Consider the following 14,798-nt stretch of genomic DNA (forward strand, 5'->3'; position numbering starts at 1 on the left):
TTCCCCGCGCCCACCCCACCCGGCGTGTGCCACGATCGTCCCGTGACCACCGCGCTCATCTACCTCGTCGTCATGGTCCTCGTGGCGGCCGTGGTGTTCCTGCTGGCCTCACTCGTCTTCGGGCGCGGCGAGGAACTCGCCCCGCTGCCCCCCGGCGCGTCGCCGACCCGGCTGCCCGCCGACTCGGTGTCCCCGGACGACGTGCGCGGCCTGCAGTTCCAGCAGGTCTTCCGGGGCTACAAGATGACCGAGGTCGACTGGGCCCTGGAGCGCCTGGCCGCGGAGGTGGAACGCCTCCAGGCCCGCGTCGACGAGCTGGAGACCGCCCGTGACCCGGCTTGAGCTGACCGTCCCGGTCGACGCCCCGGCCGAGACCACCTGGGCGGCGGTGACCGACTGGGCCCGGCAGGGCGAGTGGATGCTCGGCACCCGGGTCCGGGTGACCGCCGGCGACGGCCGCGGCGTGGGCACCGAGCTGTCCGCGTTCACCGGCCTGGGCCCGATCGGCTTCACCGACACCATGCGGGTCACCGAGTGGGACCCGCCGTACCGCTGCGCCGTTCAGCACACCGGGCGGTTCGTGCGCGGCACCGCGGAGTTCCGCGTCGTGCCGCACGGCGAGCGCAGCGAGTTCGTCTGGTCCGAGGACATCCCCGCGCTGCTGGGCCTGGCGTTCGCCCCCGGCGTGCGCTGGTCCCTGCGCCGCTTCGCCGAGTTCGCCCGGGAGTACCACCGATGATCCGCTGCCCGTGGGGCGACAGCACGCCGGACTACCACGACTACCACGACACCGAGTGGGGCGTGGAGCTGCACGGCGACGTGGCCCTGTTCGAGCGGATGTGCCTGGAGTCCTTCCAGTCCGGGCTGTCCTGGATCACCATCCTGCGCAAGCGGGAGAACTTCCGGACGGCGTTCGACGGGTTCGTGCCGGCCGTCGTCGCCGAGTACGGCCAGGACGACTTCGACCGGCTGATGGCCGACGCGGGCATCGTCCGCAACCGGGCCAAGATCAACGCGACCATCAACAACGCCCGCGCCGTCGGCGAGCTCGACGTCCCGCTGGACGACCTGCTCTGGTCGTTCGCGCCGGAGACCCACGAACGCCCGGCGACCTTCGCCGACGTGCCGGCCGTCACCGCCGAGTCCAAGGCGATGGCCAAGGAGCTCAAGCGCCGCGGCTTCGTGTTCCTGGGCCCCACCACGTGCTACGCGCTGATGCAGGCCACGGGCATGGTCGACGACCACATCGCGGCCTGCTTCCGCGCTCACGAGGCCGTCAGCGCCCGGTGAACTCCGCCGGGCGCTTGGCCACGAACGCCGCCACGGCCTCCTTGTGGTCGGCGGTCGCCCCGGCCTCGGCCTGGGTGCGCGCCTCGACCTCCAGCGCCGCCGCCAACTCGCCGGAGAACGCCATCGCCTCCTTGATCTTGGCGTAGGCGACGGTCGGCCCGGCGGCGAGCCTGCGGGCCAGCTCCAGTGCGGTGGACAGCGCCTCGCCGTCCGGCACGACCTGGTTGACCATGCCGATCCGCAGCGCCTCCTCGGCCCCGACCGGCTGCGCCAGCAGCATCATCTCCATCGCCCGGCCGTGCCCGATCAGCCGGGGCAGCGTCCAGGACGCGCCCGAGTCCGCGGTCAGCCCCACGTTGGCGAACGCCATCAGGAACTTCGCCGACGTCGCCGCGATCCGCAGGTCGCAGGCGTAGGCCAGGGACGCGCCCGCGCCCGCCGCCGTGCCGTTGACCGCCGCGATCACCGGCTTGGGCATCGCCACGATCGCCTTGACCAGCGGGTTGTAGTGCTGCTCCACGGTGCGCAGCGGCGCCGGGTCGCCCGCGTCGAGCAGCCCGATGTGCTCCTTGAGGTCCTGCCCCGCGCAGAACGCCCGCCCCGCCCCGGTCAGCACGACCGCCCGCACGGACCCGTCGCGGGCGGTCTCGCCGACCGCGGTCAGGAGCTGTTCCTTCAGCGCCACGGTGAACGCGTTGAACGACTCCGGCCGGTTCAGGGTGAAGGTGCGAACACCGTCAGCGTCGTCGATGAGGAGTTCGGACACGTCAAGGACCTCCGGTGTTGTCGATTCCCAGGCTGTCGTCCACGAACCGGCGCACGGCGGGCGCGAGCCGCGCGGTGTGCCGGTCGAAGAACTCCGCCGCGGCCCGTCCCGGCCAGCCGGCCGGCAGCAGCTCGCGGGGCAGGCCGGGGTCGCGGAACAGGAACTTCCGCCACGCGTGCAGGAACCGCTGGGAGGCCGCGAACGCGCCGGCCGGGTCCGAACCGTCCACAGCGGACACCACGGGCTCCCACTCGGCGACGAACCGGGCGTAGTCCGCGCCCAGCGTGTCCAGGTCCCAGGCCCGCGCGGCCAGCTCGGCGGGCGGACCCTCGTGCTCGCCGTGGAACGTGCTCGCCGCCACACCCTCGACCGCCAGCACGTCGGCCAGCTCCGACGACGGGCGCGGTGCGATCCAGGTCACCGGCCCGAGCGCGCCGTAGCCGAGCAGTTGCAGCGAGGAGGCCAACCGGTCGCGGGCCTCCCGCGCGGGCAGCTCCTCCAGCACGACCACGTGCCAGCGACCGTCCCAGGTGGAGGGCCGGGTCCGGTAGATCCGGGCGGCGGCCTCGTCCAGCCGGCGCTCCGCCCGGGGCGTCATCGCGTAGCCGGGGCCCGACGCCAGCCGCACCGGCTCCAGCCAGCCCTGCCGCACCGTCCGGGACACCGCGGTGCGCACCGCCGGCGCGGCGAAGTCGAGCGGTTCGAGCAATCGGACCAGGGCGGCGATCGTCGCGGCACCACCCCGCTCGCGGAGGTGGCCGCCGTAGACGTCGAAGAGCGCGGAACGGGCTCGCACGAGATCGGAGTCTGTCAGGGCGACCCCGCGACACGCCACAGACCGCGGAATTGGTCACGACCGGATGACGGCGAATGCGCGGCCGGAAATCGTTGGCGCACGGCGATCCTGGCCCTGAACTGCGCGGAGGTGAAGATCGTCGGCAAGTCACGGATCGGTTGGAAAGATCGGTTCGGTTTCGCCGGTGAGTCCGCATAGGGGAGAATGGGGCGAGTATCCGGCCCTGGTCGGACGGGGAAGATGTTGACGGAGGGAGCACGCGATGGCGGCCATGAAGCCCCGGACCGGCGACGGTCCCCTTGAGGTCACCAAGGAGGGGCGTGGCATCGTGATGCGCGTTCCGCTTGAGGGCGGGGGACGTCTAGTCGTCGAGATGTCGGCGGACGAGGCCAACGCCCTGGGCGACGCCCTCAAGGCAGCCGCTGGCTGAGCCGGAGCGAGAAACGTCAGGCCCCGGTTTCCACTGTGGAACCGGGGCTGCGCTTCGTCCTGAAACACCCGAGTCCCCCGAGGAGTCCCCGTGCGCCTGCCCGTGCCCGCCCCGCTCGTCGCCGTCGAGGCCGCCGGCTCCCTCCGGCGCGGCGCGGGCCGGGTGGTGCTGGCCGCGCCGGGCGAGCCGCCGCTGCTCGGACCGGGTGGCGCGGACGTCGAGGCGTCCGCCGAGGTCAGCGGCGCGGCGGGCGCCACGCACCGGCAGGACGGCCGCTGGGTGCTCGGCATCGGCGACGCGACCCCGTCCGACTGGCGCACGGCGGGTGCGTCCCTGGCCCGTGCGCTGGACGCGGACGCCGACCGGGACGGCGCCCTCACGTTCGACGTGCAGCTGACCCCGGACGCCGACGTGCGCTCGTTCGTGCTCGGTCTGGCGCTGGGCGGCTACCGGTTCAAGGTGACCGGCGAGCCCGCGCCCAAGCGCGTGAAGTCGCTGCGGCTGGTCGGCCCGGACGTGTCGGCGGATGAGGTTCGTCACGCCGTCGACCTGGCCCGCGCCACGTCGCTGGCCCGCGACCTGGCCAACGCGCCGTCCAACGTGAAGGACCCGGACTGGCTCGCGGCCACCGCGGTCAAGGCGGCGGCCGGCGTGCCCGGCCTGGACGTCGTGGTCCGGGACGAGAAGTGGCTGGCCCGGGAGGGTTTCGGCGGCGTGCTCGCGGTCGGCGGCGGCTCGGCCCGCCCGCCCCGGCTGATCCACATGACCTGGAACGGCCCGGCCGACGCGCCGCACCTGGTGCTGGTCGGCAAGGGCATCACCTTCGACACCGGCGGCATCTCGGTGAAGCCGGCCGACGGGATGCACCTGATGCGCACCGACATGGCGGGCGGCGGCGCGGTGATCGGCGCGCTGATCGCCATCGCCCGGCTCGGCCTGCCGGTCCGGGTCACCGGCCTGGTGCCGTGCGCGGAGAACCACGTGTCCGGCTCCGCCTACCGGCCCGGTGACGTGGTCCGGCACTACGGCGGCACCACCACCGAGGTCACCAACACCGACGCCGAGGGCCGGATGGTGCTGGCCGACGCCCTGGCCTACGCGGTCCACCAGCTCCAGCCGGACGCGCTGGTCGACGTGGCGACGCTGACCGGCGCGATGAAGGTCACCCTCGGCACCCGGATCGGCGGCCTGTTCGCCAGTGACGACGAGATCGCCGCGCGGGTCGCGGCGGCGGGCGAGCGCACCGGCGAGGCGTGGTGGCGGATGCCGCTGCTGGAGGAGCTCGCGGACGCGGTGAAGAGCGACATCGCCGACGTGCGGCAGATCCCGCCGGGGCCGGGCGCGATCACCGCGGCCCTGTTCCTGCGCGAGTTCACCGCCGGGCTGCCGTGGGCGCACCTGGACATCGCCGGCCCGGCCCGCGCGGACAAGAACTACGCCGAGGTCGTGGCCGGGGCGTCCGGGTTCGCCGCGCGCACGCTGGTCGAGTTCGCGGCGCACTACCGGGACTGATCGGCGGCGTACTCCCGGAACGCCCGCGCGACCGGCGGCACCGGGGCGTCGGCCAGCCACACCAGGGCGACCTCCCGCGCGGCCCGGGGGCTCAGCGGGAGTTCGACCAGCCCGGTCGACCCCTCCGCGTGCGGGAGCAGCGCGACCCCCAACCCGGCCGTGACCAGCCCGCGCACGGTCTCGGTCTCCTGGCCCTCGAACGCCAGCCGGGGCGTGAACCCGGCCGCCGCGCACAGGTCGTCGGTGATCCGGCGCAGCCCGTAGCCGGGTTCCAGACCCACGAAGTCCTCGTCGGCCAGCTCCGCGACGCGCACCGCGTCCCGGTCGGCGAGCCGGTGGCCGGGCGGCAGCACGAGCACCAGCTCCTGCTCGCGGACCACGGTGTGGGCGAAGCCGGGCAGCTCCGGCGGCGGCGCGACCAGCGCCACGTCGACCACGCCGTCCGCCAGCTGCGCCAACACCGCCTGGCGTGAGCCCTGGACCAGCCGGAACCGCACGTGCGGGTGCTCGGCCCGGAACCCCCGCACCAGCTCGGGGACCAGCGAGCGGCCCAGCAGGTGCAGGAAGCCCACGGCCACCAGGCCGCGGGACGGGTCGACCTCCTCCGCGGCGGCCCGGTGCCCGGCCTCCAGCACGCCCAGCGCCCGGTCGGCGGCGTCGGCCAGCAGCCGGCCCGCCCGGGTCAGCCGCACCCGGCGGCCGGTCCGGACCACGACGGGCGCGCCGAGCGCGTCGCCCATGGCGGACAGCCAGCGGCTCACCGTGGGCTGCGGCACCCCGACGGCCTCGGCGGCGTGCGTGACGTGCTCGTCGCGCCCAAGCGCGCGAAGCACCGCGAGTTTGGGCGCCAATTCATCCATCACAGCATTGATAATGGCTGATTCGGGTATTGGACGCATAAGTTAGCGTCGGAAACATGCCCAGTCGCCTCACCACGGCCACCGTCGCCACCGGCTTGGCGACCTTCGCACTCCTCTACGCGCCGCAGCCCGTCCTGCCGCAGATCGCCGCCGAGTTCGACCTCCAGCCCGGCTCGGCGTCGCTCGCGGTGAGCGCCGCGACCGGCGCGCTCGCCGTGGCCGTGATCCCGTGCGCGGTGCTCGCCGAACGCATCGGCAGGCGCCGGGTGATCGTGTGGTCCGTGCTCGCGGCCGCCGTCTTCGGCCTCCTGCTGCCGCTCGCGCCGACCTACCCGGCGTTCCTGGCGCTGCGCGTCCTCCAGGGCTTGGCGACGGCGGGCATCCCGGCCGTGGCGATGGCGTTCCTGGCCGACGAGGCCAAGGCGGTGGGTGCGGCGATCGGCGCGCTGATCGCCGGCAACAGCGCGGGCGGCATGATCGGCCGGCTGCTGGCCGGGATCGCCACCGACTGGGCCGGCTGGCGCGGGGCGCTCGCGCTGGTGGCGGTGTTCAGCCTGGCGTGCGCGGCGGTCACGGCGGTCTACCTGCCGACCGGCAAGCCCACCGCGCGACGGGAGCGCGGCCTGCGCTCGGCGTTCACCGACCGGGTGCTGCTCGCGCAGTACGCCGTGGCGACGTTGGGCGTGGCAGCGTTCATCTCCCTGTTCAACGTCATCGCGTTCCGGCTCGCCCTGCCGCCCGGCGTGGCGTCGTTGGTGTTCCTGGCCTACGCGGCGGGCGGGGCGTGCTCCGCGCTGGCGGGCCGGCTGGCCGACCGGCACGGCCGGGCCCGGATCGCGCTGGCGGCGCTGGCCGTCACCGCGCTGGGCGCGATCGCGACCGTGCCGGACAACCTGGCCGTGATCGCCGCGGGCCTGGTGGTGTTCACCGGCGGGTTCTTCGCGGTGCACGCGGTGGCGAGTTCGTGGGTGGGCGCTCGGGCGAAGGCCAAAGGCCCGGCGTCGGGCGTGTACCTGTTCGCGTTCTACCTGGGCTCCAGTGCCGGCGGCACGGCGGGCAGCACCGCCTACCAGGCGTGGGGCTGGTCGGGCCTGATCCTGCTGGTCCTGGCGTGGCTGGTCCTGGCCGCCCTGGCCGTGACCACCGCCGCTCACGCCACCAAACGCCAACCCGGGCCACCCACGCCCGAAACCACCGAACCACCCGCCACCACCCCGACCGCCCTCGCCACCACACCGGCCGCCACCGGATCACGCCCGCACACCACCTGACCCGCGACCCCGAACCCAGGCCCTGTCCCCAGATCCGAACCGGCTGCGCCCCTGAGCCCGCTCCCCGCCTCCCCGCCCCTTGCCCCATCCCCATCCCCGGTTCAGAAGTCGAGGGGGATGGTGGCCGGGGTGGGTGCGTCGAGGGTCGTCTCGCCCGACACCGGTAACCGGACCGGTCCCGAGGTCACCGCCACGGTCACCGACCGGACGTCGGCCGGTACCTCCACCACCACCGCCACCGGGAACGTGTCGCCGCCCAGCCGCGCCCCGACCTGCGGTGCCCTGGTCCCGTCCGGGAGGGTCACCACGACCAGGTCCTTGGTGATCGTCGCCCCCGCCGCCTGCGGCAACCCCTGCCCCTGCAACCGAAGTTCCAGCAGCGCCTTGTCCGGCGCGGACGCGGTCGCCAGCACGTAGCGGTCCTCGACGCTCACCGGCCGTTGCCGGCCCAGGCGCACCCTCGGCACCTCCAACGCCCCCGCCTGGTCGCCCACCTTGACCGGCAGCGAGGCCGGTGTCGGCGAGGCGGGCCCCGCCGCCCGCCGCAGCACGGCGGGACCCTCGCCGACCGGCTTGCCGCCCGGGATCTCCAGCCGCTGCTCCAACGACTGCGCGCCCACCGTCTCCAGCACCAGTTCCTCCGGCCCGCCCTCCTCCGGCACGGTGTAGACGACGAACACCGACCCCGTCTCCGGTAAGCGGTCCACCGCGAGCCGGTGCCGCCGGCCGGGCAGTTGCAGGAACAGCTCCGGCGGCTGGGGCGCCCAGCCCTGCCACGTCGCTCGCCCGAACGCGGTGTCGGTCTTGGTCAGTCGGTCCACCGACAGCCGCAGCACGCGCAGCCGCACGCCGTGCTCCGCGCGCAGCTCGCCCTCGTCGGTCCGCCACGACTCCGGGGTGGCGTAGCCGGTCACCCCGGTCGCGAGCTGGTCGTCGCGGAGCAGCCCGGACGCCTCCGCCAGCGGCCGGCCGTCGTCCGGCAGGACGGCCAGGAAGTCCGGCCCCGCCTCGCCGACGCCCTGGTCCGCCTCGGCCTCGCGGCCGTCCGTGCGCACCAGCTTGCCCAGCGGCGTGCTGCGGTTGCCGGGCGCGGGCACCTGCGGCGGCTGGACCTCCAGCCGGATCCCGCCGTCGCCCCGCTCCACCTCCTTGAGCGGCACCGGCACCCAGTCGGTGGTCGCGGCGGTGCCCGGCACCTGCACCGGCCCGCACCACAGCCGGGTGTCGACCTCGGCCGCCTCGCCGGCGCGGGCGAACCAGCAGCTCACCGCCTCCTGCCCGGCGCGCGCCACGTAGCCGAAGCTCAGCGTGTAGCTGAGCTCCGCCTCCGCCTCCATCTGCAGCCCCTGCGGATCCACCACCGGACTACCCCCGATGGTGAGCGCCGGAGTCTCGGCCCGCTCCGGCACAGCCGCGCCGCACCCGGCCGCGAGCACGACGACCAAGGCGAGCACCCAACGCATGTAGCCCCCAGTAGTTGATCCCCTACTGGTTAAAGGCGGTCACCACGCCGTCCGGTTGTCACGAGCACATGTGACGGGCATCACAACACGATCATCCGCCGTCGCGATGTCACTGTTGGTGGATCACTCAACGGCGTTCAAGGGTCGCCCGGTAGACCTCCACGGTCTGCGCCGCCATGTTCGCCCACGAGAACTCCCGCACCGCGCGCTCCCGCCCGGCCGCCCCGAACGCCCGCGCCCGCGCCGGATCGCCCAGCACCTCGTTCACCGCGTCCGCCAACCCGCTGCGGAACGCCGGGACGTCCTCCTCGTCGTAGTGCACCAGCAGCCCGGTCCGGCCGTGCTCCACGACCTCCGGGATGCCGCCCACGTCCGACGCCACGACGGCCGTCCCGCACGCCATCGCCTCCAGGTTCACGATGCCCAGCGGCTCGTACACCGACGGGCACACGAACACCGCCGAGTGGCTCAGGATCTGCCGGACCTCCGGGGTCGGCAGCATCTCCCGGATCCACACCACCCCCGGCCGGGCCGCCGCGAGCTCCGCCACCGCCAGCCGGGTCTCCTCGGCGATCTCCGGCGTGTCCGGCGCGCCCGCGCACAGCACCACCTGGGCGTCGTGCGAGATCCGGTGCGCCGCGGCGACCAGGTGCCCGACGCCCTTCTGCCGGGTGATCCGCCCGACGAAGGTCACGATCGGCCGGCCCGGGTCGATCCCGTGCCGCTCCAGCGCGTCCACCTCCGCCACCGGCCGGTACTGCTCGGTGTCGATGCCGTTGCGCACCACGTGCACCCGCGCCGGGTCCAGCGCCGGGTAGCAGGCCAGCACGTCGGACCGCATCCCCTCGCTCACCGCGATGATCGCGTCCGCCGCCTCGTACGCCGAGCGCTCCACCCACGACGAGATCCGGTACCCGCCGCCCAGCTGCTCGGCCTTCCACGGCCGGCGCGGCTCCAGCGAGTGCGCCGTGACCACGTGCGGCACGCCGTGCAGCAGCTTGGCCAGGTGGCCCGCCAGGTTGGCGTACCAGGTGTGCGAGTGGGCCAGGTCCACGCCGCCCAGCGCGGCGGCGATCTCCAGGTCGGCGGACAGCACGCCCAACGCCGGGTTCGCCGCCGCCAGCGCCGCGACCGGTTGGTGGGCAACGGCATCCGGGCGCGGTCCGCCGAACGCGTGCACGTCCACGTCGACCAGCTCGCGCAGTCTGGGCACCAGGAAACCGACGTGCACCCCCGCCCCGCCGTAGACCTCCGGCGGGTACTCCCGTGTCAGCAGTCCAATTCGCACGTCGCCCACCGTAACCCCGGGTGGCGGGACGACCGGGTGAACAACTCGGGTTGCCGTTCCTCCGCCGTTGGTGGGCCGGTGCCCGCACGGTTAGGGTCGTTGTCGTGAAAGGGCAACCGCACGTACTAGGAATTGTCCTCGCCGGTGGCGAGGGCAAACGGTTGTGGCCGTTGACCGCCGACCGGGCAAAGCCCGCGGTGCCCTTCGGCGGTAACTACCGGCTCGTCGACTTCGTGCTGTCCAACCTCGTCAACGCCGGCTTCGTCCGGCTCTGCGTGCTGACCCAGTACAAGTCGCATTCGCTCGACCGCCACATCTCCACCACCTGGCGGCTGTCCAACGTGCTCGGGCAGTACGTCACCCCGGTGCCCGCCCAGCAACGACTCGGCCCGCGCTGGTACACCGGCAGCGCGGACGCGATCTTCCAGAGCCTCAACCTCGTCAACGACGAGAAACCGGACCACGTGGTCATCTTCGGCGCGGACCACGTCTACCGGATGGACCCGGGAATGATGGTCGACCGGCACATCGAGACCGGCGCCGGCGTGACCGTGGCGGGCATCCGGGTGCCGCGCGCGGAGGCCAAGGCGTTCGGGTGCATCGATTCCGACGAGACCGGTCGGATCACCGGGTTCCTGGAAAAGCCTTCGGACCCGCCGCACGTGCCGGGCGACCCCGAAGTCACCTTCGCCTCGATGGGCAACTACGTGTTCACCACGGAGGCCCTCATCGAGGCGTTGCGCGCGGACGCCGGCAACCCCGACTCGGACCACGACATGGGCGGCGACATCATCCCCATGCTGGTCGGCCAGGGCCGGGCGCACGTCTACGACTTCGCCGACAACGCCGTGCCGGGGGAGACCGACCGCGACCGCGGCTACTGGCGCGACGTGGGGACCATCGACGCCTACTACGAGGCGCACATGGACCTGGTCTCGGTGAACCCGGTGTTCAACCTCTACAACCAGACCTGGCCGATCCGCACCGCCACCCCGCCGCTGCCGCCGGCGAAGTTCATCGCGGGCGGCAGCGCCGAGGACTCCATGGTCGGGCCGGGCTCGATCATCTCCGGCACCGTCCACGGCTCGGTGGTCTCCTCCGACGTCGTGGTCGAGTCCGGCTCGGTGGTGCAGGGCAGCGTCCTGCTGCCCGGCGTCCGGATCGGCCGGGGCGCCGTCGTCCGGCGGGCCATCCTGGACAAGAACGTGGTGGTCCCGGACGGCGCGCTGATCGGCGTCGACCCGGCCACCGACCGGCAGCGCTACACCGTCTCGGCCGCCGGCGTGACCGTGCTGGGCAAGGGCGTCACGGCAGCCTGAGGGCGTGGCCGGTGGTCGCGTCGACGTGGTCGGGGACCTCTTCGAGGGGGTCCCCGACGGTCGACGTGCCGGACGGCTCGACCAGCAGGATCTGCGCGCCGTGCGCGGAGGACGGCTTGTGCTCGACCCCGCGCGGCACCACGAACACGTCACCCGGCCCGAGGTGGACCGTCCGGTCGCGCAGCGCGATGTCCAGCTCGCCCTCGACGACCATGAAGAACTCGTCGGTCTCCGGGTGCGAGTGCCACAGGTGCTCGCCCTTCACCTTCGTCACGCGGATGTCGTAGTCGTTGACCGTCGCCACGATCCGCGGGCTCCACAACGCGTCGAAGCTCGCCAGCGCCTTGGTGATGTTCACCGGTTCCATGCCACCATGCTCGCCGCAACGCCCGTGCTATGAATCGCACATGCCGCCTGATTCCTCGCACCGGGTCGTCATGATCGTCGACAACGGCTCGAACCCGTTCGAGATGGGCGTGGCGACCGAGCTGTTCGGCCTGCGCCGCCCGGAGCTCGGCGACCGCCCGTGGTACGACTTCACGCTCTGCGCGCCCGGTCCGATCACCATGAACAGCGGTTTCTTCACGCTCTCCGGCGTGCCGGACCTGTCGGCCACCGACGACGCCGACACGCTGATCGTGTCCAACCGCCCGGACGCCCCGACCCGCCCGCCCGAAGACCTGCTGGCCGCCATCCGCCGGGCCCGCGCCCGGGGCGCCCGCCTGGTCAGCTTCTGCACCGGCGCCTTCACCCTCGCCCACGCGGGCGTGCTGGACGGCCGGCAGGCCACCACCCACTGGCAGTGGGCCGACACGTTCCACGCCCTCTTCCCCGCCGTGGACCTCGTCCCGGACGTCCTCTACGTGGACGACGACGACATCCACACCGCTGCGGGCAGCGCCGCCGCCCTGGACCTGGGCCTGCACCTGATCCGCCAGGACCACGGCTCGGAGGTCGCCAACACCGTCTCCCGCCGGCTGGTCTTCGCCGCCCACCGCGACGGCGGCCAGCGCCAGTTCGTGAAACGCCCCGTGCCCCCGGTCCGGGACGACACCCTGGCCCCGCTGCTGACCTGGATCCGCGACCACCTGGCCGACCCGCTGACCATCACCGCGATCGCGACCAGGTCGGCCCTGAGCCCCGCCACCCTGCACCGCCGCTTCCAGCGCGAGCTGGGAACGACTCCACTCGCCTGGCTGACCGCCGAACGAGTAGACCTGGCCCGTTCCCTGATCGAACGCGGCGAGAACCGCCTGGACGTCGTGGCCCGCCGCTCCGGCCTGGGCTCCCCGTCCAACCTCAGGTCCCAACTACGCCGCCGAACCGGCCTGACCCCCACCGCCTACCGCCAACGCTTCGGCCCAGCCGCCTAGCTCCGACGCCCCAGCCCCACCAACGACACCTCCCCGACCACCCACGGGCTCCCTCCTCAACGCGAGGGATCACGCCATTCGCCCGAGGTCCGCGGCTCAGTCCAACTTGGCGGCGACCAGCAGTCCGTCCCCCAGGGGCAGGATGACCGGCGCGAGGCGCTCGTCCTCGCGCACCGACCGGGCCACCTCGCGCAACGCCGAGGTCTCCGGATCCCGGTGCGAGGCGTCCACGACCCGCCCCTCCCACAGCACGTTGTCGAAGGCGATCACGCCGCCCGGCCGCAGCAGCCGCACGCCTTCTTCCAGGTACTTGGGGTACTCCGTCTTGGCCGCGTCCACGAACACCAGGTCGTACGCGCCGTCGGTCAGCCGGGGCAGTACGTCCAGCGCCTGGCCCATGATCAACCGCGTCCGGGACACCGCGACGCCCGCCTCGGCGAACGCCACCCGGGCCGCCCGCTGGTGCTCCGGCTCGGCGTCGATAGAGGTCAGCACCCCCGCCGCGGGCATCCCACCGAGCAGGTACAGCGAGCCGACGCCCGCGCCCGTGCCCACCTCCACCACGGCTTTGGCCTGCAACGCGGCGGTGAGGAACCGCAGGGCCGCGCCACCACCGGACCCGATCGGCACGCAGCCCAAGTCGGCTCCCCGTGCCCGAGCGGCCGTGATCACGGCGTCCTCGGGCAGGTAGCCCTCCACGTACTCGCGCAGCGGCGCATCCACAGCGAGAGGTTAACGCCGGACGCGGCGAATCGGGTGAACCTCCCGGGCACCGGAATTCTCAGCGTGCTCTCAGCCGACTCTCACCATGGTTATAAGAGAGCCGGTCAGGCTGGTCCCAGCACGGGACCGAGGGGAACAGGTTCCGGCGCAGGACCCACGGGGAACACGTGAGCCGCAGCGAACGTTGATCCGTGCAGCAGGGCAGCCAGCCCACTGGAGGTGCTTCACCGCCCGATGCCAACGCAGCCGTATACCGCCACCGCTCCCATCGACGACACGGAATGGATCGTGCCGACGTGGGACCAGGTCGTCCGCGACCACGCCGACCGGGTGTACCGGCTGGCCTACCGCCTGACCGGCAACCAGCACGACGCCGAGGACCTCACCCAGGAAACCTTCATCCGGGTGTTCCGCTCCCTCGCGTCCTACCAGCCGGGCACGTTCGAAGGCTGGCTGCACCGCATCACCACGAACCTGTTCCTCGACATGGTCCGCCGGCGCTCCAAGTTCCGCATGGAGGGCCTGCCGGACGACGCCGACCGCGTCGCGGGCGACGACCCGTCACCCGAACAGGTATACACCGACACCCACTTGGACCCGGATCTCCAGGCGGCGCTCGACGAGTTGCCCCCGGACTTCCGCGCCGCAGTAGTGTTGTGTGACGTCGAAGGGCTGTCGTACGAAGAGATCGGCGCCACCCTCGGTGTGAAGCTGGGTACCGTGAGGAGCAGGATCCACCGGGGCCGCCAGGCCCTGCGCGCCTCACTGGAACGCCGACGGGGTCTTGTTCGGGAGGACTCTGCATGACCGATCTGCGAGGTTGGGGACTGAGCGAGCAGCACCTGCTGCCCGACGCGGTCGTCGCCTTCGTCGACGGCGAGCTGTCGGCGTCGGCGCACGGCCGGGCGTCGGCGCACCTGGCGCGCTGCCCGTTCTGCGCGGCGGAGGCCTACTCGCAGCAACAGGCGAGGTCGGCGGTCCGCACCGCCGAGACCCCGTGCGCCCCGGCGGGCCTGCTGGCCAAACTGGGCGCGATCCCGCAAGAGGTCGACCTGCCCAGCGCGCCCGACGGCCTGGCGGTCACCGAGGACGGCCAGCTGGTCACCGTCCAACGCCCGGACCGGGTGACCTTCGGCACCGGCCCGGTACTGGGCCAGAGCCGCCCCTTCGGCACCGGCAGCCGCTTCGGCAGCCGAGCCCGCCAAGGAGCGGGCGTAGTCGTGTCGGGCCTCATGCTCGGCGCCCTGGCCCTGGTCGTGCCCGGCAGTGAAGACCCGGCCACCACCCCGGCCCAAGGCACCACCCTGCCCCCGAACCCGGCAGTAGCGCCTGCCCTGGTCGGCGACGGCGCACGCCGAGGCGACGTCCTGCGCCCCGTCTCCACAGACACGGGCCCCCGAGCCCACACCCCCAGGCCCGCCGGCAACGCCCTACTGGACCGCTGACCAAGCCCCAGCCCCGGCCACCACCCGGCAACAGCCCCCCGGCGCCCCCCGAAACCCGGCCCCACCCCGCGCGCCCAAATGCACAACCCCGCCCCCCAAAACCGGGCGCTACGCCCCACCTCGGCCGCCACCCTCACCTCGGCCGCCACCGGCACCTCTGCCGCCACTGCCCTCTCGGCCGCCATCGCCAGGTCCGTGGCGTGGCCCGGCCGGTGGCGTAGCCAGGTCTATGTCGTAGCCGCCCCCACCACCACGCCGCCAT

General features: G+C 73.3%; 17 protein-coding genes. 10 read left to right on the top strand and 7 right to left on the bottom strand.

Going from position 1 to position 14,798, the window contains the following annotated elements; genetic code table 11:
- The first annotated feature begins 42 nt into the window (after nt 1–42).
- From BN6_RS04270 to BN6_RS04280, 3 genes are read left to right on the top strand one after another with little or no spacing between them, the layout of a single operon-like run.
- On the top strand, nt 43–342 hold the full coding sequence (locus BN6_RS04270; protein ID WP_041311899.1) for a DivIVA domain-containing protein: 300 nt from the start codon (nt 43–45) through the stop codon (nt 340–342).
- Complete coding sequence (locus BN6_RS04275) at nt 329–739, top strand: SRPBCC family protein (RefSeq protein ID WP_015098310.1); 411 nt, start codon at nt 329–331, stop codon at nt 737–739. The genes BN6_RS04270 and BN6_RS04275 overlap by 14 nt, the downstream gene beginning before the upstream one ends.
- Nucleotides 736–1,290, top strand: coding sequence for a DNA-3-methyladenine glycosylase I (locus tag BN6_RS04280; RefSeq protein ID WP_015098311.1), 555 nt, complete (start codon nt 736–738; stop codon nt 1,288–1,290). The genes BN6_RS04275 and BN6_RS04280 overlap by 4 nt, the downstream gene beginning before the upstream one ends.
- Here BN6_RS04280 and BN6_RS04285 read toward each other — a convergent pair.
- Complete coding sequence (locus BN6_RS04285) at nt 1,277–2,056, bottom strand: enoyl-CoA hydratase-related protein (RefSeq protein ID WP_015098312.1); 780 nt, start codon at nt 2,054–2,056, stop codon at nt 1,277–1,279. The two genes, BN6_RS04280 and BN6_RS04285, sit on opposite strands and share 14 nt — an antisense overlap.
- Nucleotide 2,057: 1 nt before the next feature.
- The gene (locus tag BN6_RS04290) at nt 2,058–2,852 is read right to left on the bottom strand and encodes a PaaX family transcriptional regulator (protein WP_041311901.1); all 795 of its coding nucleotides are present in this window, start codon (nt 2,850–2,852) and stop codon (nt 2,058–2,060) included.
- Nucleotides 2,853–3,114: 262 nt separating this feature from the next.
- Here BN6_RS04290 and BN6_RS43235 point away from each other — a divergent pair, with 262 nt between their 5' ends.
- Together BN6_RS43235 and BN6_RS04295 are read left to right on the top strand one after the other, a co-directional pair.
- Entirely contained in the window at nt 3,115–3,282 is a 168-nt protein-coding gene (locus BN6_RS43235; RefSeq protein WP_012783412.1) for a DUF3117 domain-containing protein, read from the top strand.
- Nucleotides 3,283–3,372: 90 nt separating this feature from the next.
- On the top strand, nt 3,373–4,794 hold the full coding sequence (locus BN6_RS04295) for a leucyl aminopeptidase family protein (RefSeq protein WP_015098314.1): 1,422 nt from the start codon (nt 3,373–3,375) through the stop codon (nt 4,792–4,794).
- On the opposite strand, the gene BN6_RS04300 is transcribed toward BN6_RS04295, so the two are convergent.
- Nucleotides 4,782–5,654 (bottom strand): LysR family transcriptional regulator, encoded by an 873-nt coding sequence (locus BN6_RS04300; RefSeq protein WP_041311903.1) that lies wholly within the window; start codon nt 5,652–5,654, stop codon nt 4,782–4,784. The two genes, BN6_RS04295 and BN6_RS04300, sit on opposite strands and share 13 nt — an antisense overlap.
- A 56-nt stretch (nt 5,655–5,710) precedes the next feature.
- On the opposite strand from BN6_RS04300, the gene BN6_RS04305 reads away from it, so the two are divergent.
- A complete protein-coding gene (locus BN6_RS04305) occupies nt 5,711–6,925 on the top strand; it encodes an MFS transporter (RefSeq protein ID WP_015098316.1) in 1,215 nt (404 codons plus the stop codon).
- Between the two features lie 101 nt (nt 6,926–7,026).
- Here the strand turns inward: BN6_RS04305 and BN6_RS04310 are convergent, their stop codons facing one another.
- Both BN6_RS04310 and glgA read right to left on the bottom strand, forming a co-directional pair.
- A complete protein-coding gene (locus BN6_RS04310) occupies nt 7,027–8,388 on the bottom strand; it encodes a hypothetical protein (RefSeq protein WP_015098317.1) in 1,362 nt (453 codons plus the stop codon).
- Between the two features lie 127 nt (nt 8,389–8,515).
- Nucleotides 8,516–9,676, bottom strand: coding sequence for a glycogen synthase (gene glgA, locus BN6_RS04315; protein ID WP_015098318.1), 1,161 nt, complete (start codon nt 9,674–9,676; stop codon nt 8,516–8,518).
- A gap of 104 nt (nt 9,677–9,780) precedes the next feature.
- Between glgA and glgC the strand changes: the two genes are divergently transcribed.
- Nucleotides 9,781–10,995: a glucose-1-phosphate adenylyltransferase gene (gene glgC / locus BN6_RS04320; protein ID WP_015098319.1), complete on the top strand. Its 1,215-nt coding sequence runs from the start codon at nt 9,781–9,783 to the stop codon at nt 10,993–10,995.
- Here glgC and BN6_RS04325 read toward each other — a convergent pair.
- The gene (locus BN6_RS04325) at nt 10,982–11,362 is read right to left on the bottom strand and encodes a cupin domain-containing protein (RefSeq protein WP_041311908.1); all 381 of its coding nucleotides are present in this window, start codon (nt 11,360–11,362) and stop codon (nt 10,982–10,984) included. The genes glgC and BN6_RS04325 overlap by 14 nt on opposite strands.
- Before the next feature lie 40 nt (nt 11,363–11,402).
- Between BN6_RS04325 and BN6_RS04330 the strand changes: the two genes are divergently transcribed.
- Entirely contained in the window at nt 11,403–12,368 is a 966-nt protein-coding gene (locus BN6_RS04330) for a helix-turn-helix domain-containing protein (RefSeq protein ID WP_015098321.1), read from the top strand.
- Nucleotides 12,369–12,464: 96 nt separating this feature from the next.
- Here BN6_RS04330 and BN6_RS04335 read toward each other — a convergent pair whose 3' ends face one another.
- Nucleotides 12,465–13,091 (bottom strand): O-methyltransferase, encoded by a 627-nt coding sequence (locus BN6_RS04335; RefSeq protein WP_015098322.1) that lies wholly within the window; start codon nt 13,089–13,091, stop codon nt 12,465–12,467.
- Between the two features lie 234 nt (nt 13,092–13,325).
- Here BN6_RS04335 and sigE point away from each other — a divergent pair, with 234 nt between their 5' ends.
- Both sigE and BN6_RS04345 read left to right on the top strand, forming a co-directional pair.
- Entirely contained in the window at nt 13,326–13,898 is a 573-nt protein-coding gene (sigE, locus tag BN6_RS04340; RefSeq protein ID WP_015098323.1) for an RNA polymerase sigma factor SigE, read from the top strand.
- Nucleotides 13,895–14,536 (top strand): anti-sigma factor family protein, encoded by a 642-nt coding sequence (locus tag BN6_RS04345; RefSeq protein ID WP_015098324.1) that lies wholly within the window; start codon nt 13,895–13,897, stop codon nt 14,534–14,536. The genes sigE and BN6_RS04345 overlap by 4 nt, the downstream gene beginning before the upstream one ends.
- Nucleotides 14,537–14,798 lie beyond the last annotated feature (262 nt).

The sequence above is a fragment of the Saccharothrix espanaensis DSM 44229 genome (assembly GCF_000328705.1).
Classification (GTDB): Bacteria; Actinomycetota; Actinomycetes; order Mycobacteriales; family Pseudonocardiaceae; genus Actinosynnema; species Actinosynnema espanaense.